Source organism: Arthrobacter sp. ASL1, from assembly GCF_056680475.1.
Genome location: NZ_CM155284.1, coordinates 1,655,883 through 1,677,391 on the forward strand (window position 1 = coordinate 1,655,883; position 21,509 = coordinate 1,677,391).

The 21,509-nt window shown below is 68.6% G+C and carries 20 protein-coding genes; 6 read left to right on the forward strand and 14 right to left on the reverse strand.

What is annotated here, in order from left to right; all coding sequences use genetic code 11:
• Positions 1 to 106: 106 nt before the first annotated feature.
• The 3 genes from AC1MEQ_RS07800 to AC1MEQ_RS07810 all read right to left on the reverse strand — a co-directional run bounded on the left by AC1MEQ_RS07800 (position 107) and on the right by AC1MEQ_RS07810 (position 3,148).
• Entirely contained in the window at positions 107 to 1,132 is a 1,026-nt protein-coding gene (locus AC1MEQ_RS07800) for a PDR/VanB family oxidoreductase (RefSeq protein ID WP_479795467.1), read from the reverse strand.
• Positions 1,133 to 1,148: 16 nt separating this feature from the next.
• Entirely contained in the window at positions 1,149 to 2,276 is a 1,128-nt protein-coding gene (locus tag AC1MEQ_RS07805) for an aromatic ring-hydroxylating dioxygenase subunit alpha (protein ID WP_479795469.1), read from the reverse strand.
• A gap of 170 nt (positions 2,277 to 2,446) precedes the next feature.
• A complete protein-coding gene (locus AC1MEQ_RS07810) occupies positions 2,447 to 3,148 on the reverse strand; it encodes an alpha/beta fold hydrolase (protein WP_479795471.1) in 702 nt (233 codons plus the stop codon).
• A gap of 97 nt (positions 3,149 to 3,245) precedes the next feature.
• On the opposite strand from AC1MEQ_RS07810, the gene AC1MEQ_RS07815 reads away from it, so the two are divergent.
• The 4 genes from AC1MEQ_RS07815 to AC1MEQ_RS07830 all read left to right on the forward strand — a co-directional run bounded on the left by AC1MEQ_RS07815 (position 3,246) and on the right by AC1MEQ_RS07830 (position 6,837).
• Complete coding sequence (locus AC1MEQ_RS07815; RefSeq protein ID WP_479795473.1) at positions 3,246 to 4,073, forward strand: hypothetical protein; 828 nt, start codon at positions 3,246 to 3,248, stop codon at positions 4,071 to 4,073.
• Complete coding sequence (locus tag AC1MEQ_RS07820; RefSeq protein ID WP_479795475.1) at positions 4,073 to 4,303, forward strand: hypothetical protein; 231 nt, start codon at positions 4,073 to 4,075, stop codon at positions 4,301 to 4,303. Before AC1MEQ_RS07815 ends, AC1MEQ_RS07820 begins: the two co-directional genes overlap by 1 nt.
• An 81-nt stretch (positions 4,304 to 4,384) precedes the next feature.
• The gene (locus AC1MEQ_RS07825; protein WP_479795477.1) at positions 4,385 to 5,614 is read left to right on the forward strand and encodes a multidrug effflux MFS transporter; all 1,230 of its coding nucleotides are present in this window, start codon (positions 4,385 to 4,387) and stop codon (positions 5,612 to 5,614) included.
• Complete coding sequence (locus tag AC1MEQ_RS07830) at positions 5,611 to 6,837, forward strand: MFS transporter (protein ID WP_479795479.1); 1,227 nt, start codon at positions 5,611 to 5,613, stop codon at positions 6,835 to 6,837. The genes AC1MEQ_RS07825 and AC1MEQ_RS07830 overlap by 4 nt, the downstream gene beginning before the upstream one ends.
• A gap of 22 nt (positions 6,838 to 6,859) precedes the next feature.
• Here AC1MEQ_RS07830 and AC1MEQ_RS07835 read toward each other — a convergent pair whose 3' ends face one another.
• From AC1MEQ_RS07835 to AC1MEQ_RS07860, 6 genes are all read right to left on the reverse strand, one after another.
• Complete coding sequence (locus AC1MEQ_RS07835; protein WP_479795481.1) at positions 6,860 to 8,524, reverse strand: Na+/H+ antiporter; 1,665 nt, start codon at positions 8,522 to 8,524, stop codon at positions 6,860 to 6,862.
• Positions 8,525 to 8,769: 245 nt separating this feature from the next.
• Entirely contained in the window at positions 8,770 to 9,921 is a 1,152-nt protein-coding gene (locus AC1MEQ_RS07840; RefSeq protein ID WP_479795483.1) for a hypothetical protein, read from the reverse strand.
• A 151-nt stretch (positions 9,922 to 10,072) separates the two neighbouring features.
• Positions 10,073 to 10,714, reverse strand: coding sequence for a LysE family translocator (locus AC1MEQ_RS07845; protein WP_479795484.1), 642 nt, complete (start codon positions 10,712 to 10,714; stop codon positions 10,073 to 10,075).
• An 18-nt stretch (positions 10,715 to 10,732) separates the two neighbouring features.
• Positions 10,733 to 10,900, reverse strand: a complete 168-nt coding sequence (locus tag AC1MEQ_RS07850) for a hypothetical protein (RefSeq protein WP_479795486.1) — start codon at positions 10,898 to 10,900, stop codon at positions 10,733 to 10,735.
• A 197-nt stretch (positions 10,901 to 11,097) separates the two neighbouring features.
• On the reverse strand, positions 11,098 to 12,597 hold the full coding sequence (locus AC1MEQ_RS07855; protein WP_479795488.1) for an MFS transporter: 1,500 nt from the start codon (positions 12,595 to 12,597) through the stop codon (positions 11,098 to 11,100).
• The gene (locus AC1MEQ_RS07860) at positions 12,594 to 13,652 is read right to left on the reverse strand and encodes an MBL fold metallo-hydrolase (protein WP_479795490.1); all 1,059 of its coding nucleotides are present in this window, start codon (positions 13,650 to 13,652) and stop codon (positions 12,594 to 12,596) included. The genes AC1MEQ_RS07855 and AC1MEQ_RS07860 overlap by 4 nt, the downstream gene beginning before the upstream one ends.
• 212 nt (positions 13,653 to 13,864) lie before the next feature.
• Between AC1MEQ_RS07860 and AC1MEQ_RS07865 the strand changes: the two genes are divergently transcribed.
• Together AC1MEQ_RS07865 and AC1MEQ_RS07870 are read left to right on the forward strand one after the other, a co-directional pair.
• On the forward strand, positions 13,865 to 14,347 hold the full coding sequence (locus AC1MEQ_RS07865; protein WP_479795492.1) for a cupin domain-containing protein: 483 nt from the start codon (positions 13,865 to 13,867) through the stop codon (positions 14,345 to 14,347).
• Positions 14,348 to 14,357: 10 nt separating this feature from the next.
• Positions 14,358 to 15,101: an alpha/beta hydrolase gene (locus tag AC1MEQ_RS07870; protein ID WP_479795494.1), complete on the forward strand. Its 744-nt coding sequence runs from the start codon at positions 14,358 to 14,360 to the stop codon at positions 15,099 to 15,101.
• On the opposite strand, the gene AC1MEQ_RS07875 is transcribed toward AC1MEQ_RS07870, so the two are convergent.
• The 5 genes from AC1MEQ_RS07875 to AC1MEQ_RS07895 form a co-directional block, all read right to left on the reverse strand.
• Positions 15,068 to 15,901, reverse strand: coding sequence for a PaaX family transcriptional regulator (locus AC1MEQ_RS07875; RefSeq protein ID WP_479795496.1), 834 nt, complete (start codon positions 15,899 to 15,901; stop codon positions 15,068 to 15,070). The two genes, AC1MEQ_RS07870 and AC1MEQ_RS07875, sit on opposite strands and share 34 nt — an antisense overlap.
• A 139-nt stretch (positions 15,902 to 16,040) precedes the next feature.
• The gene (locus tag AC1MEQ_RS07880) at positions 16,041 to 18,419 is read right to left on the reverse strand and encodes a bifunctional salicylyl-CoA 5-hydroxylase/oxidoreductase (RefSeq protein WP_479795498.1); all 2,379 of its coding nucleotides are present in this window, start codon (positions 18,417 to 18,419) and stop codon (positions 16,041 to 16,043) included.
• A gap of 13 nt (positions 18,420 to 18,432) precedes the next feature.
• The gene (locus tag AC1MEQ_RS07885; protein ID WP_479795499.1) at positions 18,433 to 20,088 is read right to left on the reverse strand and encodes an AMP-binding protein; all 1,656 of its coding nucleotides are present in this window, start codon (positions 20,086 to 20,088) and stop codon (positions 18,433 to 18,435) included.
• Between the two features lie 34 nt (positions 20,089 to 20,122).
• Positions 20,123 to 21,025, reverse strand: coding sequence for an acyl-CoA thioesterase (locus AC1MEQ_RS07890; RefSeq protein WP_479795501.1), 903 nt, complete (start codon positions 21,023 to 21,025; stop codon positions 20,123 to 20,125).
• A gap of 3 nt (positions 21,026 to 21,028) precedes the next feature.
• Entirely contained in the window at positions 21,029 to 21,508 is a 480-nt protein-coding gene (locus AC1MEQ_RS07895) for a cupin domain-containing protein (protein ID WP_479795503.1), read from the reverse strand.
• Between the last annotated feature and the right edge of the window lies 1 nt (position 21,509).

A 21,509-nucleotide genomic window follows, 5' to 3' on the forward strand; every position in this document is an offset into this window, starting at 1 on the left:
CGGTTCGACCTTCCTCGTAGATGATCTGTCGCATCCGGGGATGCCCACCCCACGCTACGGATGCGCGGTGGCGACGTCACGGGAATGTGCAGCATGCGGGAACCAGCTATCCGACGTCGAGGGTGACGACGGCGGGGCGATGCGCACATCCCGGCGCCTCACCGGCTTCGGGCCCGTCATCCGTAGCAGGCCGGGCGACCCGGGAAACGCACACGCACATCTGCGATCCCGCGTCCTGCTGGCGCTTGCTGTAGAAGACGTCGCGGTGGTCCACGGCGCCGTCGAGGTCGAGGATCTTGACCTGGCAGAGGCCGCACTCGCCCTTCCGGCAGTCGGACATCATCTCCACGCCGGCATCCTCCAGGGTCTCGAGCATCGAACGGCCCGCACCCACGGTCGCTTCGACGCCCAGCCGGGGAATCCGCACGGTGAACTCCTCCGGGTCGTACCAGCCCGAGTTGCCGAACGTCTCGTAGCGCAGGTTGGGGGCATCGAGGCCGGCGTCGGCCCAGCCCCGGCGGACGGCGTCCATGAGCCGGATCGGCCCGCACATGTACAACTCGGTCGACGCGTCCACCGAGGCGATGAGATCGGGCACCCGCAGGGCCGTCCCCTCGTCGTCGACATGGACGGCGAGGCGGTCGCCATGCTCGGCCTCGAGCTCGCTGAGGTAGGCCATCGCGTCCCGGCTGCGGCCGGCATAGACCAGGCGGTAGTCGGCGTGGATGGACTGGAGCACCCGGGCCATGTGCAGGATCGCGGTGATGCCGATGCCGCCGGCGAGCAGGACGTAGCGTGGCGCGCCGACGCGAAGGGGGAAGTTCTGCATCGGCTGGGTAATCCGCAGCCGGGCCCCGGCCTGCAGGGTGTGCAGGTGGATCGATCCGCCGCGCGAGGCCGGTGCCCGCAAGACGCTGATCGCCAGGCGGCGCCCGCCGTCGAGGGATTCGACGACGGAGTACGAGCGGGTGGCCGGCTCCCCATCGATGTGGACGGTGAGGTCGAGGTGTGACCCCGGCTCGGCGGAGACTGGGCGTTCGGGTTCCAGTTCGATGCGGCGGATGCCCGCCGCGACGACGCGTACCTCGGCGACGACCGCGCCCTGCCAGACCTCGGTGTTGTTCACTGCCATGGCTGTTCGTCCTCCCCTACTTCTGGGCGATCGCGGCCGGGCGGCCCTCGGCGTCGAGCATCTTCTCCAGGATCCGGCGCACCCACATGCCGCCGGCATCGATGTTCAGGCTGTAGAACTGGTGGTCCGGGTTGGCGTCGATGGCGTCCTGCTGGGCCTTGAGCATGACCTCGTCCTCGCCGAAGACCCCGTGGACGCCGTCGCGCAGCTGGGTGGTGATCAGCTGGCTATCCAGCCGGTAGTTGCGCATGAACGCCCAGAAGTAGTGCGACGTCCGGTCCGATTCCGGGGTGATGGTGTTCATGACGTACCCATTGACGCCCTGGCTGCGGTCACCGTCGTGCGCTCCGGTGCCGGCCTTGGCCACGCCGACGTCGATCCGGATGGTCCCCGGCGCCTCGAAGTGGATGATCTGCCAGCGGTCGACCTTGCCGGTGAAGCCGGGGAACTTGTCGCGCATGTTCTTCAGCCAGAAGGGAGGGGCGTCGATGTCGAACATCCAGCGCGAGACGGTGACCCGGTTGCCGTCGTGGGTGGTTTCGAATTCGGAATCGCTGAGCTCCTCCTGGCCGATCGAGGAGGCGTGGACGAACTCCTCGTGGGTGAGGTCCATCAGGTTGTCCAGGATCAGCTGGTAGTTGCACGCCGCGTGGATGGTCTCGCCGTCGCCGGCCCATTCCTCGGAATCCAGCTGGGACATGTCCGGCACCAGGTCCGGATCGGCCTGGGTCGGGTCCCCGAGCCACACCCACACATAGCGGTAGCGCTCGATCACCGGGTAGGAGGGGACGGTGGCGCTGGGGTTGATGGTCTCCTGGGCGGGCATGGAGATGCAGCGCCCCGCGGAGTTGTAGACGATGCCGTGGTACGGGCACTGGATGCCGTCCGCCCCGATCGTCTTGCCCATCGACAGCGGGGCCAGCCGGTGCCAGCAGGCGTCGGCGAGCGCGGTGGCCCGCCCGTCCTCGGTGCGGAAGAGGGCCAGCGGCTTGTCCGCAATGCGCCGGGCCATGGGCTTGCGCGTCACCTCGTGGTCCCAGGCCGCGACGTACCAGGCGTTGAGCGGGTAGTTGAAGACCTTGGCGGTGGTGGACCCTGCGGAGCCGGTGTCCGGGACGATGCGTGGTGTGGCGACGGCGGTCATCGGGTGTTCCCTTCGAGTCTCCGCGGCGGTTGTCGACTCGGAAGACTATCTACGTTGATAGTTAGTTGTGGTGTGGACCACAGGCTAACTATGTTCATAGGTAGTTGGCAAGACCCGGTTCGAAACACGCATGATCGTTACGGACACAGAGTGCGCCGGGACGCACTGACTCAGGCGGTGGCGACGAGGATCCGCCCGACCAGTCGCTGGATGGCAGCGGCCACGGCTTCCGGCCGCTCCAACGGCGGGGTATGACCGCAGCCCTCAAGCTCGGCAACCCGGGCCGTGGGGAAAACCCTCGACCAGGCCCGCGCATCGTCGACGGACCGCTTGCTGTCCAGCACCCCGTGGACCACTTCGACCGGCAGATCCGGCAAGGGCGACCAGTGCAACAAATTGGTGGCCGCCTGGTCGGCGAGGATGGCGGCAGCCTGCGGCCCACCGATGCGCCGGCCATAGTCGACCATGGCGCGGATCCATTCCTCCGGGCCGCCGGCCGGGACGTTCTTGCGCGCAAACTCCTCCCACATCGCATCATCCGTGGGGCCGGTCAGCCGCTCCAGCATTACCTCCACGGCCCCATGCCCGACCATGTTGGGCCCCGAGTTGATGAGCACGAGCCCCGCGACGAGGTCCGGGCGGTTCAGCGCCGCCAGCGCGGCAATGGCGCCGCCGGTCGAGTGGCCGACCAGGATCGTCGGAGCCCCGGCGTTGAGCTGCGCGATGACGTGGGCGACCGTGGCGTCCAGACCGCAGGGCCGGACAGAGTCCATCCAGTCCAGGAACGTCGCAGTAGCACCGTCCGGCATCGCCACCGCATCAAAGCACGACGGCGGCATGAGGGTTCCGGGAATGAGGACGACGTCATTCATGTGAATCCTCTACTTTCACGCTTCGGGAGCGTCCGGTCAATGGACTGATTTCGCACGTAAGACTTGATGATGGCCAATGCCCACGTAGCATGTCGTCATGGAGAAGCCCCCGTGGTCCAACAGTCAACTGCGGCTCCTCGGCTCCAGGATCCGCGAAGGAAGCTCCGGGTACGACAATAATCCGTCTTACGACGCTGTCATGTCCTACTTCAATGGGCTAGCCATATCCGCGCAAACCCGACTGGACTATTTGGACTGGGAACCGCTACTTGGCACGAGAACCCCCGAAGTCACCTCCCGTCCAAAGACCATCGACACTCTCCGCCAGAAACTTCAGCGTGACCCCGCAACGCCACTTCAGAGTGTTCAGGACATCGCCGGAGTGCGCTTCGAGGCCGAAATGTCCCTCGATGAGCAGGACAGCGTCGCAGAAGCTGTTGCCGGCATGTTCAATGAACGTAGAGAAGATGCAATACGGGACATGAGGGAGTCGCCTCACAGTGGGTATCGTGCAGTTCATGTCTGGCTGAGACTTCCTGCCCGGGTGGAGATCCAAATTCGCACCCACCTCCAAGGCATGTGGGCGAACATGTACGAATCAGCGGCTGACACGCTCGGACGGAAAATCAGATATGGCGAACTGCCGCAGGGCTCTACTTCCCGACAAACGGTCACCGCCCTCCACAAGCTCTCGGCCCAAATCGGTGAGATCGAAAACAAGCGGAATCTGTTGGACCGGAGGGAACGAGAACTAGCGGAAGTGTCCGACGCGCTGGTCGACGCCCGACATGCCCCGAATGACAGTATGCTGAAGATCGAAGATGAACGTCAGTACGTCATGCAACAGGAACAATCTGTATTAGACGTCTGCGGAACACTTCGCACCGCCTTTGAATCCATGCCGCGTCGTGAAGGGAACAACTGATGTCAGGTTTTCTCATCGAGTACAACCGGAATACTCGTGAACGACGAGTGACGGCGTTTGAAGGCCAGGACGGCCCACAACTGGCCTTGGCCGAGCGCCTGCGTCGTGAACGCGATCGCACCGACGGAAACTGGGAGATTGTTTCCCTCAACAGCAACTCAGTGGAAACGATCAAGAAGACCCACTCGAGGTACTTCACTGGGGAACGGCTTTCGGCCTCCGTCGCGTAGAACGGGCCGCGCGAACGAGTCATACCGTCACACGCCGCCGCCAAGATGCCACGCGCAGCGGTCGGCGATAGCATCGAACCCATGCCCGCGAGCCGAATGACCCCAGCTCAGGGCGAACCCACCCGTTTCCCGCCGCTGCTGCTGGTCGCCCTGGGCCTGCTCACGATGGCCGGTCCGGTCGCCACCGACCTCTACCTGCCGGCCTTCCCCGAGATGGCCCGCGAGTTCGACGTCGGCGCCTCGACGATCCAGCTGACCCTGACCGGGTTCCTGCTGGGCATGGGTGCCGGCCAGTTGTTCTTCGGCCCGCTTTCGGACCGGTTCGGGCGGATCCGCCCGCTGCTCATCGGCTCGACGGTCTTCGTGCTCTCCTCCGTGGCCGTCGCGCTGGCACCCACCATCGAACTGTTGATCGGTGCCAGGTTCCTGCAGGGCGTCAGTGCGGCAGCCGGCGTCGTGCTCTCGCGTGCCGTGGTCTCCGACCACGCCGTCGGCGGGCAGGCGGCCCGGCTGTTCAGCATCATGATGACCATTTCCGGCGTGGCCCCGGCCCTGGCCCCGAACGTCGGAAGCCTCATCTTCACCGCAGCCGGGTGGCGGGCGGTGCTGTGGGCGATCACCGTCATGGCGGTGCTGATGCTGCTCGGCGCGCTGTGGCAGGTCCGCGAGACGCTGCCGGTGGAGCGCCGACGGACCGGACACCTCTTCGGCGGCCTCGCCGAGGCGATCCGGCACCGCCGGTTCGTCGGCTACATCGTGCTGTTCGGGGCCTCGTTCGGGATACTCATGGGCTACATCTCGGCGTCACCGTTCATCTACCAGGGCATTCTCGGGCTCTCCCCCACCGTGTTCGCGCTGCTGTTCGGCGCCAACGCGCTGGGCATGCTGGCCTGCGGGCTCGTCTCCGCCCGGCTGGCCACCCGCATCCCCCTGCGGCGCACCGTCACCGCAGCGGTGACCACCCTGGTGTGTGCTGCCGTGGCGTTCACGCTCTGCGCGCTGCTCGGGGCGCCCGGCTGGACGCTGGCGGCACTGATCTTCCTCACGACCTGCTGCATCGGCTTCGTCATGGGCAACACCACCTCGCTGGCCCTGGCGGAGGTCCGCCACGTCTCCGGCAGCGGCTCCGCCTGGCTCGGCGGGGCCCAGTTCACGATGGGCGCCATCGTCTCCCCGCTCGGCGGCATCGGCGGCGGGACCAGCGCCGTGCCGCTCGGACTGGTCCTGATCGGGTGCTCGCTGTTGGCCGGCGGCGCCCTGTTCGCCACGCGTGAGCGCTTCCACCCGACCCACGCGGGGGCCGAAGCATGACGCGGGCGGGTGGGCGTTCCGCGCTGCCGTGGGTGATCGCCGGGATCGTCATGGTGGCGTTGAGCCTGCGCGCGCCGATCATCGCGCCGACCGCGGTGATCGCGCAGATCCGCGAGGGCACCGGCCTCTCGGCCGCTGGCGCCGGGCTGCTGACCGGTTTGCCGGTGCTCCTCTTCGCGATCGCCACCCCCTTGGCCACCCGCACGATCCGCCGGCATGGCCCCGAAACCACCGTCGCGCTCTGCCTGGCCGGCATCCTGGCCGGCACGCTGATCCGGTCGACCGGCCCCGCCGTGGTCGTGCTGGCCGGCACCGCGCTCATCGGTGCGGCCATGACCTTGGGCAACATCGCCGTGCCGGTGCTGATCCGCCGCGATGTGGCGTGGAACAAGGTCGGCGCGGTCACCGGCGCCTACTCGGCGACCATGAACGTCGGATCAATGGCCGTGCTGCTGGGCACCGCCCCGCTGGCCGGATTCGCCGGCTGGCGCTGGGCGATCGCCGCATGGTCCCTCATCACCGCGATCGGGCTGGTCTATTGGCTGGTACGACGCCGGAGCGCACCCGCCGTCGCCGCCGCGCCCGACGCCGTGGCCACCGCCGGCTCTGCCGGGACCCCTGCACCGCCGCCGGTCCCGGAGCGAACCGCGGCCCAGAAGGCGCACACCCGGCGGATCGTGGCACTGCTGGTCTTCGCGTTCTGCGGCCAGTCGGCCGCCTATTATGCGACCACGGCGTGGCTGCCGCTGCTGTTGACCGAGACGCGCGGGCTGGCTCCATCCTCCTCCGGCGCCTCGGCATCGTTGTTCCAGGTCGCGGCGATCGTCGGGGCCTTCGGGGTGCCACTGGTGGCGGCGCGGACCCGGCTCTGGGTCGCCGGGGCGGTCATCGCCGTGCTGTGGATCATCCTGCCGGTGGGCCTGCTGGCCGCACCGCAGGCCTTCATCATCTGGTCGATCATCGGCGGCATCGCCCAGGGCGGCGGGTTCACCGCGATCTTCTCGGTCATCCCGCGGATCTCGCACAGCGACGCGGAGGCCGCCTTCGCCTCGGCGCGCATCCAGGGCGGCGGCTATCTCGCGGCGACCGCCGCCCCGCCGCTGGCCGGTTGGCTGAACACGCTCACCGGCGGGTGGACGGCACCGCTGCTGCTGGTGTTGGCCTCGACGCTGGCGTTCACGGTCGGCACCCTGCTGGCGACCCGGCTCTCCGACCGGACCTGAACCGAGGGCGGGTTTCCCGTCGTCAGTCGATCGGATCTGCGCCGGTCAGGCGAAGTTCCTCCACGTCCAACCGGGTTTGGAGCTCCCGGGCCACCAGATCGTCAACCGCCCCGTCACGGCGCAGCCGCAGCAGCACGTCCCGCTTGCGCTCGATCAGGGCGAGTTGCAGGTTCGTGTGCTCCAAGTGCCGTGCCGTCGCGGCGGACCGGGAGGCGGCGTCCGCGGGGATCGGGTCCGGGCCCGCGATGAGGTGATCTGCCCCCGCGGTCGATTCGCCGTCCCGGAGTGCCGCCTCGGCTTTCTCCAGGGCATTGGTGAGTTCGAGATGCTCGTCGTTGTCTCGCCGGATCCGGTCCCGCACACCGGCGCTGACGTGGTGCTCGACCGCGAGCTCGTCGATGGCGGCGAGGGCGGCGCTGGTGATTTCCCGCTGGGCGAGCCGCAGTTCCTCCTCCCCCGCGGTGTCGGTTGGAAGCCGGGCCCACCGGACCACCACCGGCAGCAGGGGCCCCTGGACCAGGAGCGTGAGGACGACGACTCCCGCGGTGACGAACACGATCTCGGCACGGCCGGCCAGCGGTGCCCCGGCGTTGTCCACCAGCGGAACCGAAAGGGCGATGGCCAGGGAAATGGCCCCGCGGAAACTCGCGACGGTGCTGACGATCCTGGCCCGGTAACTCATGCGCCGCTGGTGGTGGGGTTCCCGGCGGTCGATGAGGCGCGTGAGCATGATGGCGAGGGTCTGGAAGATGAAGCGAACCAGCAGCAGCGTCAGCCAGACGGCAATGATGACCACGGCGAGCCACCCGATCTCTGCGGCCGCGATGTCGCGCGCGACCGCCTGGACCTGCAGTCCCACCAGGACGAACAGCGACCCGTTGAGCAGGTACGATCCCAGCGGCCAGACCGATTCCGTCTGACGGCGCGACGCCGCGGTGCTGATGTGGGGTGACGCGAAGGAGACGACGAGTCCGGCCGCCACGACGGCGAGCACGCCGGAAGCATGGATCGCTTCCGCGGCCAGGAAGGCGGCGAAGGGAACCAGCAGCAAGGCGATGTTGATCGTCAACGATTCACGCATCCGTCGCATGACCAGGTAGGCGAGTCCGGCGATGGCAGCGCCCGCCGCGATGCCGCCGACGTAGGACAGCAGGACCAGCCCCGTCACGTCCCAGGGCGAGTAGTGGCCTCCCACAGCCATGCCGACCGCCACCGAATACACGACCAGCGCCGTGCCGTCATTGGTCAGGCTTTCGGCCTTGAGCAGCATGAAGTTCCGCTGCGGCATCAGGCGGCCCAACGCCGCCACGGCGGTGGCGTCCGGCGGCGCGACGGCCGCCCCGAGGATCAGCGCCGCCTCCCATGGCAGCCCCATCAGGTGGGCGACGACGGCAACCGCCCAGGCCGTCACGACGACCAGCAGGGTGCTCAACAACACGATGCCCCGGATCTCGCGCCTGATGGAGCGCAGCGAGCTGGTCAGGCTCTCCCAGAACAGCATGACCGGCAGGAAGAGCAGCAGCACGGTCTCCGGCGGCAGCTCGATGTCCCGCAGATCCGGGACGAAGCCCAGCAGCAATCCGCAGGCGAGCAGCAGCAGGGGTGCCGCGACCCGCAGTCGGGGGGCAAGTGCGGCGCCCACCAGAACGGACAGGCCCAACAGGACGGTGATCTCCAGTCCTTCCACGACATTTCCCTTCGGGCCGGCTACGGCGCCGCATTCGGCGCCACACGAGTATTGCGGAAAGTAGCCCGTGCCGACAACGTCGCGCGTATGCCCCTACCCATTCAGCCACCCGGGGCGCAGGGCGTTCACCACCTGCCGGGCCGCCCGTCCGATGATCGCGTCGATGACCGGCAGTTCGGGTTCGCGCCAGCGGACGGAACGTTTTTTCCTGTTGAGATCCCTGAGACAGTTGCGCCGGGGTCCGGCTACGCCTTCTTGCCGGACAGCACCTTCTGCGCCGCGGTCCCACGGGTGCCCGAGCAGCGGGTCGTGTAGGAGCCTCCGTAGCGCTTGTCCGCGCCCATCCGGTAGGCCATGCAGTCGGCGACCATCTCGACGCCGTTGCCCCTGCCGTAGATCTTGTCCAACCGCTTCTCCCCGGCGTCGATGGAGTCGCCGTAGACCTTGAAGGTGCGGATGTGCGCGCATTCGTGCAGGGCGATGTACTGCATCGTCTTGCCGGGGGTGAGCGTGCGGGCGAGCTCGATCTGCATGTTGGGGTAGGTGGAGTAGCTGGTGTCCTGCCGCGGGTTGGAGGACAGGGTGATGACCTGGCGCGGGCAATAGCGCTTCATGTAGGTGTAGGCGGTGCGGACCGCACCGCGGTAGTCCCGCGGGTTCATGTGGCGCACCGTGGTGACGCGCGAGGTGATGCCGCGCTCCGCCGTCGTGCCCGAGACCTGGTAGCGGTACTTGCGGGTCACCGTGGCGGTGGTGGCGGGGGTCGAGAACCGGGCGGTGCCGTAGCCGGGTGCCGAGGTGGTGCGGCGGGCGATCGTGGTCCACTTGGTGCCGCGTAGCACCTGCAGCGAGATGGTGCGGCGGCTGAACTGGCCGAAGACGACGACGGTGTCCGTGGTGCGCTCCCCGGCGGCGATCCGGCCTCCGATGCGGGTGAACAGGCGGTTGTCCACGGCGTTGGTCCAGGCCTCGGTGGATACGCGCTGGTAGGTGGCCGCCCGGGTGGCCGTGGCGGCGACGGTCTTGCCCGCACGGACGACGGCGGCGCGGAAGCTGGCCGAGCCCTCGCGCTTGAACCGGTAGCCGGCCCGCGTGCTGGTGGCCGGGTGTGCGAGCGTGCGGGTGGAGACGGTGGCCCACGTCTTGCCGGACCTGCGTTGGAGCAGCACGCGGTCCCCGGTGCGGGTGGTGCCGCGGATCGTGAAGTACTTGGTGATCTGATGCTTCGGCGAGACCGAGGACAGCGACAGGGCGGGGGTTCGCGCGGCGGCCGGTTGGACGCTGCCGAACGGCAGTCCGGTGGGTGCGGTGGCGACCGCCGGGCCGGTGCCCAGCGCCACGACCAGGCTCGCCGACAGGACGGCCAGCAGGGCAACGACAACGGGTGACCTGCGCATGGCAGCCCCTTCTCCCACGGAGCCGGGGCTCCCCCAATATGCACGGTGCCGGGTGCGTTGCCGCCACCAGCTGGGAGAATCATATGGCACCGGCGTGCTGTTCGCGGCCATGTCGCGGGTAACGTTTCGGGGTCGGCGGCACCGGCCCCGGTCAGTGGCTCGTGACGGCCAGCGAGGTGCCGAACCCGATGAGGGCGGTGCCGGTCACGCGGTCGGTCCAGCGGATGAATCCCGGACGCTGGAACGTCCCGCGTACCAGGTGCGTGCCATTGATGATCAGCGAGAACCAGATGAGCCCGAGCAGGTTGTGCACGCCGGCGAGCGCGACGCCCATCAGCAGCGTGGAGGCCCCGTCGGGGATGAACTGCGGGATCATCGCGATGTAGAAGACCCCGACCTTGGGGTTGAGCAGGTTCGTCCCGGCTCCCTTGGCCCACGACACCAGCAGGCCTCCGCGTCCGGTGGAGGCGGGCTGAGCGGAAACGACCGTGGCGGGCTTGCGGCTGAAAGAACGCCAGAGCATCGTCGCTCCCAGCCACGCCATGTAGAGGGCGCCGGCGAGCTTGAGCGCGGTGAAGGCCGTTTCCGAGGCGGCCAGCAGGGCCGAGGCGCCGACGGCCGCGGCGATGCCCCAGGCCATGGCGCCGGCGTTGATGCCCAACGCGGTCGCGTATCCGTGCAGGCGGCCCTGGCTGATGGAGGAGCGCAGCACCAGCACGGTGTCGAGTCCCGGGATGATGGTCAGCAAGGCGGCGACGACGGCAAAGGAGAGCAGGGCCTGGTCGATGGTCACGGGAGCCAGCCTACGGCGTCAGGCGCTGCGCCCCGCCGTCGTTCCCTGGTTTTCGCGGCCCTCGGTCTCCGGGCCGGTGCCCGGCTTGGCGTCGTCGTGGCTCGCGCGGTCCTTCTTGACGACGGCGGACACCAAGGCGCCGACCGCACCCAAGGCGATGAGATTTGCGATGATCGTGAACAGCATGCTGCGAGTTCCTCCCCGGCGTGGTCGTGTCGTCGAAACCGGCAGGGTTCGTCCAACGAACCTGCCGTCTTCCCACGGTAGCCCCCCGCCCCGGGTACCCGCTGGTAAGTGGCCCATCGCGGCGCGTGCCGTTGCACACAAGCCCGGGCGGGCACCGGTGATTTCGGTGTCCGCCCGGGAGTCCCCGTGCCGGGTGATCAGCCGTGGTAGGAGAACCGCTGTAGTCGACGGGCCGTGCTGTCTGGATTGAGCAGCAGCACGCTGGCTGCGCCGACAACCAGCAGGTAGATGCCGACGATCCAGAACGAGCTGTTCATGCCATGGGTCAGCGCGTCGACCATGGCCGCCGGCACGGGCTGGCCCTTAGGCGTCGGCACGTACCCGGCCCCGTCCATGAGCAGCCCGACCATGAAGGGCGCAATGACACCGCCGATCGAAGCGAATCCGGTCAGCGTGGCCATGACTGCGGCCCGTTGGCGTGAGCAGACGCTGAAGGCCACGGCGGTCGGCGCCAGCGGGTAGATCATCGCCAGTCCCGCGCCAACGGTCAGGACGGCGACGGCCGTGGGGCCCTCGACGTGGGGAAGCACGATGAAGCAGACGCCCGAGACCAGCAGGGTGGTGCCGAAAAGGGCACCCAGCGCCCACCTCACGGTGACGCCGCGGCGCATGAGGAAGCGGGATGCGTAACCCAGGATGAGCAGCGCGAGGGCACCGATGACCCACGGGAATGTGGAGACCAGGCCGATGGCCTCCGGGGACAGTTCCACGACGGCGGAAAGGTACTTGGGTGACCAGGTGGTCAGGAACCCTTGGGCCCAGAAACAGCCGGCTCCGGCGAGGACGGCGACGATGAACATCCGGCTGCCGATGATGCGCTTGATGGGCACGATGCCGAGCTTGTCGGAGAAGTCCGCCACACTGCCCCGCGTGTTTTCCCCGTTCGGCGCCGGTACCACCGGGGTGTCCGTCGGTTCAGTGGCCGGTGACGCCGCCGCGGGCGTCGGCGTGGGAGCCGCCCCGGCATCGGGTTTGGCGCCCAGGTGGCTGTAGGGGCCGTCCCGGCCAAGCAGAAACCACGCCGCGGACCAGACCAGTCCGACGATGCCCAGGAAACCAAACGCCCAACGCCACCCCAGGTCCGGGTGCGAGATGACCCAGGCGAGAATGGGTGCGGCGATGATGGGGCCCATCGTCGAGCCGATGGCCACCATGCTGCTGGGCAGACCGCGTTCCTTGGCCGGGAACCAGCCATGGACGTGCTGGAGGGTGATCGGTGTTGCCGGGCCCTCGGCGGCACCCAGAAGAATGCGCGTGACCAGCAGTATGGCCGCGCCGCCGCCGAACAGCATCGGGAACTGCAGGACGGCCCAACCGATGCCGGCTACCAGCAGGATCCAGCGCGTCTGGACCTTTCCGGCCAGGAATCCGACGGCGACGGCCGAGATCGCGAACAGGAAGAAGAAGGCGCTGCCGATGAAACCGAACTGGCCGGCCGAAAGCTGCAGTTCCCGCATCGCCGGTTCGGCGACCAGGCCGAGGACGGCCTTGTCGGCGAAGTTGATGATCTGGAAGACCACCAGCATCCCCGTCACGACCCAGGCGCGCCGGTTCATGCGGCCATTCGCGACTGCCGCACGCAGGGTGTACGGGGGCAGCGGCTCGGGCGTTGTCTGATGTGTCGACGGGGCGGTCATGCTCCCATCACCTCGACCAAGCCGCGATCGGCGGCGGGAACGGACCCGCCGACCGTGAACTCGTTATTGTCCTCGGCCACCACGACGGGCCCGCCGAAGTCCGCCGCGGCGACGGCGGCCATCCTCCGGGTGTCGGCCGCGCCAGGGGTGTTGGGGACGATGTGGTGCAGGACCAGCCGCCCCACCCCGGCCTGCCGGGCGATGCTCCCCACCTGGTCGTAGGGGGTGTGGGACTCGCGCAGGTGAACTTCGATGCCGGCGCGCGCGGGGCCCTCCGGCAAGGTGGCCAGGATGGCGTCCAGGTCCATGACCTCATGCAGCAGCAGGTCGGCGCCGCGGGCCAACCGGACGAGGTTCGCGGACGGCGCGGTGTCGCCCGAGACGACGACGGAGCCGTACTCGCTGTCGATGCGGAAGGCGAAGGCCGGGAAGCAGAGGCGGTGGTCCACGAGGATGGCGCTGACGGTGACCAGCTCGTCCCGGTAGACCTCGAAGGGCTCCATCAAGGGATGGCGGGCGTGGACGGGGTCGGCCGCGGCGGTGGAGGGGATCTCGATGTCGTGCCCGCTGACCCACTCATGCGGGTCGTTGCGGCCCTCGTCGGCCATCCGGATGGCGATGTCGGAGGCAAACACCTGGTCCAGCAGGGCATCCACCATATCCTTCGTCCCGACCATGGAGCGCCCGGCCGTTCGGGCGTCGACCTGGCGGGCATGTGCTTCGTCCTCCGCCGGGATGCGCGGCGGTCGGCCCGGCCCGTGGACGGGAATCCGCCGGGAGAAGCTCTCCCCCGGTACCTGCCACCCGGTGACCAGGAACGAGCCCAGGTCGTAGACGTGGTCAGAGTGGTGGTGGGTCAGGAAGATCCCGCGCAATTCCCCCCAGGCACAGGAGGAACGGTAGTTGCGGATGCTTCCCATGCCGCAGTCGATCACGTAGGTGGCGCCGTCGACCCGGATGGCCGTGCTGGTCCCGGCGCGGGTGCCCGAGACGATGGGACCCCCTCCGGTTCCGAGGGCATGAACGCTCATGCCCTGGTGCTGGTTGTTGCTCATGGAATGGCCCTTCAGCTCAATGGATGGGATTCTCAGTCGGCGACCCGGTCTCGGCGGCCGATACGGCGGAACGAATGATGAGGCCGGATGTGACGCCCATCATATGGATCGAAATTGACGATCGCAAGACCTATTGCATGTTTGTTTTCTTCCTGCCATGCTGTGTGGCAACAGCGGTGTCGGATGGCCGCCCACGACGAAGGGAACACACCATGGATGTCCAACAGGAAGAAATCATCGTCGGCGACCTGCCCAAGGGCATCACGCTGGCCGGGGAGGCCTTCGGCAACAAGACCTGGAACGTGCTGGGCCACACCTATCTGGCCAAGGTCGAAAGCGCCTCGAGCTTCGCCTGGATGTCCCTTGATCCCAGTGGAACCGGCGTCCCCCCGCATATCCACCCCACGCAGCACGAACACATCCTGGTGCTCGAGGGCAGCTACACGCTCTACCTGGACGGCGAATGGACCACTGCGGGCCCCGGCGACACCGTTCGGATGCCCATGGGACTGCCGCATGCCTACTACAACAAGCAGGACGACGCCGCCAAGGCACTGTTTTGGGTCAGTCCCGCCGGCCAGCTCAGCGAGCTGTTCGACCAGCTGCACAACCTCACCGACCCGGACGAGGTGGTGCGCCGTTCGGCACTGCTGGGCGTGGACTTCCTCCCCGCCGGCAGCGTCCCCGGAGCGTAGGCTCGGCGTCATGCCGCAATCCGACGTCCTGCCCTACGGGCCGCACCCGGACCAGCACGTCGCCTTGGTCCGGGCCGATGCCCCCGCCAGGGGAACGTTCGTGCTGGTGCACGGCGGATACTGGCGCCCGGCACATACCCTGGCGCTCATGGACCCGCTGATCCGGCCCCTGCTCGACGCCGGATGGAACGTGGCCAACGTCGAATACCGGCGCGGGCCCGAGGGGCCCTGGCCGACTCCCCTGGCCGATGTCCGGGCCGCCTGCGCCCTGGTGGCCAGCCAGAATCTGGAGGGCCCACTGGTGGCCCTGGGACATTCCGTGGGCGGCGAGCTGGCCCTCCTGGCCGGGGATCCGGTGAACGCCGTCGTCGCCCTGGCACCGGTCACCGACGCCGCCCGCACACACGCCGAGCATCTGGGTGATGGGGCCGCAGAGGAGTACTTCGGCGCCACCCCGGCACAGGACCCCGTCCGCTATGCCGGCGCCTCCCCCATTGCCCGTCTCACCAACGCCCGACCCACGCTCGTCGTTCACGGCGCCGATGACGCCCGCGTCCCGGTCCGACACACCCTGGACTACCTCGTGGCCGCATGGGACGCGGGGGTCGGCGTGACGGCGCTGCTCCCCGATCGGCTCGGCCACCTCGAGGTGATCGACCCCGCGGGCGGGCATTGGGTGACAGTGCTGCGCTGGACGGACGGCATCGCTGCCGTCGGCCGTTACGACGACGGGTCGAGCACCAGGTCCGCGTGATCCTGTGCCGGCCTGGCGAGCAGTCCGTGCAATTGGAGGAATAGCATCTTCGCCCTCGGCGCCCGCCACCCTACGGGCAACAGCTCCAGCGGGATGTTCGGATCCCGATAGGGAAAGCGGCGCCACCGGGTCAACAACGGCACATAGAGCGCAAAAGCCTCCCGGCGTCCCGCCTCATCCAGGTGGGGCGCCGTTGCGCTGCGCGTCGACCACTCCTGGAGGCAGGACTCGTAGTCCGCGATGAATTCGGCGTATTGGGCGTCCAGATCGCCCAGATCCCACCATTGCCCGACGCGCTCACGCAGTGCGTCCGCATTTCCATATTGCCCGGTGAAATGCTCCAGGTAGCGGGTCAAGCCGCGGGCATCAAGCCGTTCGAGGGCCTGGTCGAGCACCGTTGCAGGGGCGATCGCCACACCGCTGGCCATGAAACCGAAGCCCAGGCTGGTCAGCTCGGTGCGGAGCTCGTAGCGCTTGCTGCGCTCGGTCTCGGGAACGGAGAACACGACAAGCGCCCACGGGTCCCCGGGTTCGGAGCGTTGCGGGGTGAAAATGCGTTCGTCGCCGGCGTGGAAGCCGTCCAGCACCGCCGGGGACACGCTGTAGCGCACCGGCCCTGTGCCATCCGTGCGCTCCAGCACGGCCTTGGACTTCAACCGGGAGACGGTGGAGCGTGCCGCGCCCCCGTCGACGCCCAGATCGGCCAGCAGGCCCACCAGACCGGATACCGGGAGCCGGCCAGCCGGCGCATACAGTCCGTACAGCGTGATGATGAGCTCCTGGAGGAGCGGCTTGGTCACCCCGTGGTCCCCCTTTGGCATCGGTTGGCTCAAACCCACTCATCGTAGCCTCGGGACAGCGGTGTGGCCCGCACCTCCCGGAGAAAGTGCGGGCCACGTGGCAGGGGCTGGGTGCCCCGCCGTCGTGCTGCTGTGGTCCCTACCGTGCCGCCGCGGCGATCTTCGGTTGCCAGCGCAGGTGCGGATCATCGGTCGGTTCGGGTTCGCGCAGCAGCGACAGCCGGGGGCGGACTGCGTCGGTACGGGCGCTCGGCGGCTTGCGCCGGCCGGCGCGGAACTGGTCGACCCACTCGGCGCCGTCGCCGCGGTAGTCCTGTTCGGCGGCGGCGTGCAGCGTCCACTGTGGGTCGTACAAGTGGGTCCGACCCAGGGCAATCAGGTCGGCACGGCCGGCCAGCAGGATGGAGTTGGCGTCGTCGTAGGAGGAGATGGCGCCGACGGCGATGACCGTGGCCCCGGCGGGGGCGGCAACCTCCTGGCGGATCCGGTCGGCGAACGGTGTCTGGTAGCTTCGCCCGAAGGCCGGCTTCTCCTCGGAGTCGATCTGGCCGGTGGAGACGTCGATGCCCGCGGCGCCGTGGGCGATGAAGGCCCGGGCGATCTCCACGGCGTCGTCGGCCGTGTTGCCGCCGTCGATCCAGTCGGTGGCGGAGATGCGCACGGTCATCGGCTTGTCGGCGGGCCAGGCCGCACGGACGGCGTCGAAGACCTCCAGCGGGAACCGCAACCGGTTCTCGCGGCTGCCGCCGTATTCGTCGGTGCGCTGGTTCGACACCGGCGAGAGGAAACCGGAGAGCAGGTAGCCGTGGGCGGCGTGGACCTCGAGCAGGTCGAAGCCGGCGTCCTTGGCGCGGCGGGTGGCCGCGACGAAGTCGGCGATGACCTGGTCCATGCCCGCGCGGTCGATTTCGCGGGGCGTCGTGTTCTCCGGGCTGTAGGGCAGGGCGCTGGGGGCGATCGTCTCCCAGTTGTCCTCGGCGAGCGGCTGGTCGATGCCCTCCCACATCAGCCGGGTCGAGCCCTTGCGGCCGGAGTGGCCCAGTTGCACGCCGAGCTTGGCGCCGGAGCGTCCGTGCACGAAGTCGGCCACCCGGGACCAGGCCTGGGTCTGCTCGTCGGTGTAGAGGCCCGAGCAGCCGGGGGTGATCCGCCCCTCGGGCGAGACGCAGACCATCTCGGTCATGACCAGCCCGGCACCGCCGAGCGCCTTGGAGCCCAGGTGGACCAGGTGGAAGTCGGTGGGCACGCCCTCCTCGGCGGAGTACATGTCCATGGGAGAAACCACGATGCGGTTCTTCAGCTCCAGCCCGCCGATGGCGTGCGGCTGGAACATCGCCGGGGCGACCTGTTCCAGGCCCTGGCTGGAAGCGAAGTGCTCCTCGACGCGATGGGCGAATTCCGGGTCACGCATCCGCAGGTTCTCCTGCGTGATCCGACGCGAGCGGGTCAGCAGGTTGAAGGCGAACTGGACCGGATCCTGCCCGCGGTACTGCCCGATCGACTCGAACCATTCCATCGAGGCCTGGGCGGCACGCTGGGTTGATTCCACCACGGGACGCCGTTCGGCCTCGTAGGCCTCCAGCGCCGCGGGGATCCCGGCATGTTCGTGCAGGCAGGCGGCCAGGGCGAGGGCATCCTCCATGGCCAGCTTGGTGCCGGAGCCGATGGAGAAGTGGGCGGTGTGGGCCGAGTCGCCGAGCAGGACAACGTTGCCGCGGTGCCAGTTGCGGTTGCGCACGGTGGTGAAGTTCAGCCACTTGGAGTTGTTGGCCAACACCTCGTGGCCGGCGAGCTCGTCGGCGAAGATCGAGCGGACCTTCTCCACGGCGTACTCATCGGAGACGCCCGACCCCAAGGGCGTATCGGCGGTGGCGTCGAAGCCGGCGGCATGCCAGACGTCCTCGTGCATCTCGACGATGAAGGTGGATCCGGATTCGGAGAACGGGTAGCCGTGGATCTGCATGGTGCCGTGCTCGGTGTCCTTGATGAAGAACTTGAACGCCTCGAACACCTGGTCGGTACCCAGCCACATGTACTTGTTGCGGCGCACGTCCAGGGTCGGGCCGAAGTCCTCAGCGTAGCGGGCCCGGATCTGGGAGTTGATCCCGTCGGCGGCCAGGACCAGGTCGTGGGTGGCCTCGAGTTCGGCGACATCAGGCGCCTGGGTGGAGAAGCGGACGTCGACGCCGAGTTCGACGGCGCGGTGCTGGAGCAGCCGCAGCAGCTCCTTGCGGCTCATCGCCGCGAACCCCTGCCCGCCGACGGTGATCTGCTCGCCGCGGTAGTGGATGTCGATGTCGGCCCAGCGGGCAAAGCGACGGGACATGTAGTCGGCGACCACGGGGTCGGCGTTGCCGATGCCGCCGAGCGTTTCATCCGAGAACACGACGCCGAAGCCAAAGGTGTCCGACGCGGCGTTGCGTTCGAAGAGGGTGATGTCATGTGCGGGGTCCAGCTGCTTCATGAGTGCGGCGAAGTAGAGCCCGCCCGGGCCCCCACCGACGATGGCGATTTTCATGGTGCTGTCCTTTCTAGGCCTGGCTCGCGCCGGCAAGTGCTGTCTGGTCGGCCTGCAGCGTTTCGCGCAGCCGGAAATGCTGGAGTTTGCCGCTGGGGTTGCGGGGCAGTTCGTCGACGAACCGGATGTCGCGCGGGTACTTGTAGGGCGCAATGGTGGCCTTGACGAAGTCCTGGATCTCCTGGCGCTTGGCGGCGTCGCCGACGACGCCTTCGCGCAGGACGATGAACGCGCAGACCACGGATCCACGTTCTTCGTCGGCCCGGGCGACGACCGCGTTCTCCAGCACGTCCTCGTGCTGGTCGATGGCTGCCTCGACCTCGGGCGCACCGATGTTGTAGCCGGAGGAGACGATCATGTTGTCCGAGCGGGCCTGGTAGACGAAGTAGCCGTCGGCGTCGCGCAGGAAGGTGTCCCCGGTGACGTTCCAGCCGTTGCAGACGTAGTTGGCCTGGCGGGCGTCGTCGAGGTAGCGGCAGCCGGTGGGTCCGATGACGCCGAGCCGTCCGGCTTCCCCATCGGGCGCCTCGTTGCCGTCGGCGTCGAGGATCGTCGCGCGGAACCCGGGCACGGGCACCCCGACGGCGCCGGGGTGGATGTCGTCCCCGGCGGCGGAGATGAACACGTGGAGCATCTCGGTGGCACCGATGCCGTCGACCAGGCGCAGTCCGGAGGCCTCCTCGACGGCCTCCCAGGTCTGCTGGGAGAGGTGCTCCCCGGCCGAGACGCCCAGGCGTAGGCGGGAGAGCAGGTCGGCCCGGCCCGCCTTGATGATGGCCCGGTAGGCGGTGGGCGCGGTGAACAGCACGGTGGCCCCGGCCTCGGCGGCACGCTCGGCGAGTTCGACCGGTGCGGCACGCTCGGTGAGCAGTGCGGAGGCCCCGAAGTACAGCGGGAAGACGACCAGGCCGCCCAACCCGAAGGTGAAGGCCAGCGGCGGGGACCCGGCGAAGACATCGTCCGGGGTGGGTTTGAGCAGGTGGCGGGCAAAGGTGTCCGCGTTGGCCAGCACGTCGCGGTGGAAGTGCATGGTGACCTTCGGGGTGCCGGTGGTGCCGGACGTGGGTCCGAGCAGGGCGACGTCGTCGGCCGCGGTGTCGACATTCTCGAAGGTGCCGGGCTTGGCGGCGCAGGCGGCCACCAGGTCATCGTCGGCGTCGGAGCCGTAGTTCACGACCTGTAGTCCGGATTCGGCGGCGGCGGCGAGCATCTCGTCGGCGAACCGGTGGTCGGTGATGGCGACGGTGGGCCGGGTCAGCCGGATCAGCGAGGCGACTTCCGGGGAGCGCAGCAGCGGCATGGTGGTCACCGCGACGGCTCCGGCCTTCAGGACCCCGAGCCAGGCTGCGACGATCCACGGGTTGTTCGGCCCGCGCAGCAGCACGCGGTTGCCGGGGACGACCCCGTGGTCCTCGGTGAGCACGCGGGCGATCTGGTTCGAACGTTGCAGCAGCTGCCCGTACGTCCACACCTCCCCCTCGGGGGTGCGCAGCGCGGGCCGCTCGGCCCCGTAGCGCGCGGTCGGCTCGTCGATGAGCGCGGTGGCCGCGTTGAGCCGCTCGGGGTACTGCAGTTCCGGGAGCGTGAACTCCAGCGTCGGCCACTGGTCGGCGGGGGGAAGGTGGTCGCGCGTGTAGGTATCCACGTGGGCCGAAGAAGTGAGCGGCATGGCCGTTCCTTTCGCGTGATGGGAGGGGTGCGGTCTAGCCGCGGATCATGCCTTCTTGGGCGACGGTGGCCAGGAGCCGGCCGTCGCGGTCGAAGAACCGGCCCAGTGCCAGCCCGCGGTTGTCCTGCACTGACACGGCGTCCTGGGCGTAGAGGATCCAGTCGTCGGCCCGGCCGTCGCGGTGGAACCACATGGAGTGGTCCAGGCTAGCGGTCGCCAGGTTCGGGCTGGACCAGTTCAGTCCGCGGACCCGCAGCAGGGTCTCGAGGATGGTGTAGTCGCAGACGTAGGCCAGTGCGGTGCGGTGCCGGTCGGCGGTCGACTTCGCGTCGGCCGCGTCCGGCAGGGTGTCAAAGGCACGGACCCACACGGCCTGGCTGGCGACGGTGCCACCCTCCGTGGACAGGTACAGCGGTCCGGGGACGTGGCGCATGTCGAAGCTGCGGCCATGGGCCCAGTACTCGCTGGCCGGGCCTTCCGTACCTTCCAGGGCCTCGGCGGCGGTGCGCAGCGTCTCGGGGTCGACGGCGGCAGGCGCCTGCTGCTGGAACTCCGGACCCTCTTCGCGGACGTGGAAGGAACCCTGCGCGGTAAACGCCGTCTTGCCGTTCTGGATGCCACGGACGCTGCGGGTCGAGTAGCCGCGGCCGTCGCGCAGCATCTCGACGTCGTAACGCACCGGTGCACCGATGTCGACGGGGCGCATGAAGTAGCTGTGCATCGAGTGCAGCGTGCGGTCCGCACCCACGGTGGCCTGCATGGCGGCGGTGGCCTGGGCAGTCATGTCGCCCCCGTAGGCCTTGGGCCAGGGGACGTACTGCGTGGTCGCCTCGAAGGAGGCATCGGCCGGACCGTCCACGGCGGTGAGCTCGATGGAGCGCAGGAAGGTCTCCGCAGTATCGGGGGCGTGGATCCGGGTTTCGGTGGTGGCGTCCATGGTTCAGGCCCTCCGGTAATCGGCGAGGGTCTCGTCCGGGACGTCCTCGAGGTTCACGACCAGGTTCTCGGGGGTGCGTGCGGTGATCCAGACGAGTTCCTCGGTCACCGACATGTTGGCCTCCACATGGTGCATGAAGGGCGGGACGAACACCCAGTCACCGGCCTTCATGTCCAGGTATTCGGAGTAGTCCTCCCCGAAGTAGATGCGGCCGTGCCCGCGCAGCACGTAGCCGCCGGTCTCGGCTTCGGCGTGGTGGTGCGGCAGGGAGCGGTAGCCGGGAACGTTGGAGACCTGGCCGAACCAGAGCTTCGTGGCCGGGGTGTGCTGGATGGAGACGCCGGAAACGCGGACGCAGTCCCCGGACTGGGCGGTGTTGGTGTCCTCCTCGCCGCTGCGGGTGACGACCGGGACGACGTGTCCGCCGGCGTCGGCGTACTGGCTGTTGTCGCCTTCGAGGATGTAGTCGGTGCTGGTGCTCATC

Bases quoted from the DNA above. Each gene is read 5' to 3' on its own strand.
- AC1MEQ_RS07885 (WP_479795499.1), bottom strand. From the start codon at position 20,088: ATGCCGCTCACTTCTTCGGCCCACGTGGATACCTACACGCGCGACCAC.
- AC1MEQ_RS07855 (WP_479795488.1), bottom strand. From the start codon at position 12,597: ATGACCGCCCCGTCGACACATCAGACAACGCCCGAGCCGCTGCCCCCG.
- AC1MEQ_RS07890 (WP_479795501.1), bottom strand. From the start codon at position 21,025: ATGGACGCCACCACCGAAACCCGGATCCACGCCCCCGATACTGCGGAG.
- AC1MEQ_RS07850 (WP_479795486.1), bottom strand. From the start codon at position 10,900: ATGCTGTTCACGATCATCGCAAATCTCATCGCCTTGGGTGCGGTCGGC.
- AC1MEQ_RS07870 (WP_479795494.1), top strand. From the start codon at position 14,358: ATGCCGCAATCCGACGTCCTGCCCTACGGGCCGCACCCGGACCAGCAC.
- AC1MEQ_RS07840 (WP_479795483.1), bottom strand. From the start codon at position 9,921: ATGCGCAGGTCACCCGTTGTCGTTGCCCTGCTGGCCGTCCTGTCGGCG.
- AC1MEQ_RS07805 (WP_479795469.1), bottom strand. From the start codon at position 2,276: ATGACCGCCGTCGCCACACCACGCATCGTCCCGGACACCGGCTCCGCA.
- AC1MEQ_RS07830 (WP_479795479.1), top strand. From the start codon at position 5,611: ATGACGCGGGCGGGTGGGCGTTCCGCGCTGCCGTGGGTGATCGCCGGG.
- AC1MEQ_RS07860 (WP_479795490.1), bottom strand. From the start codon at position 13,652: ATGAGCAACAACCAGCACCAGGGCATGAGCGTTCATGCCCTCGGAACC.
- AC1MEQ_RS07865 (WP_479795492.1), top strand. From the start codon at position 13,865: ATGGATGTCCAACAGGAAGAAATCATCGTCGGCGACCTGCCCAAGGGC.
- AC1MEQ_RS07825 (WP_479795477.1), top strand. From the start codon at position 4,385: ATGCCCGCGAGCCGAATGACCCCAGCTCAGGGCGAACCCACCCGTTTC.
- AC1MEQ_RS07810 (WP_479795471.1), bottom strand. From the start codon at position 3,148: ATGAATGACGTCGTCCTCATTCCCGGAACCCTCATGCCGCCGTCGTGC.
- AC1MEQ_RS07895 (WP_479795503.1), bottom strand. From the start codon at position 21,508: ATGAGCACCAGCACCGACTACATCCTCGAAGGCGACAACAGCCAGTAC.
- AC1MEQ_RS07880 (WP_479795498.1), bottom strand. From the start codon at position 18,419: ATGAAAATCGCCATCGTCGGTGGGGGCCCGGGCGGGCTCTACTTCGCC.
- AC1MEQ_RS07820 (WP_479795475.1), top strand. From the start codon at position 4,073: ATGTCAGGTTTTCTCATCGAGTACAACCGGAATACTCGTGAACGACGA.
- AC1MEQ_RS07800 (WP_479795467.1), bottom strand. From the start codon at position 1,132: ATGGCAGTGAACAACACCGAGGTCTGGCAGGGCGCGGTCGTCGCCGAG.
- AC1MEQ_RS07815 (WP_479795473.1), top strand. From the start codon at position 3,246: ATGGAGAAGCCCCCGTGGTCCAACAGTCAACTGCGGCTCCTCGGCTCC.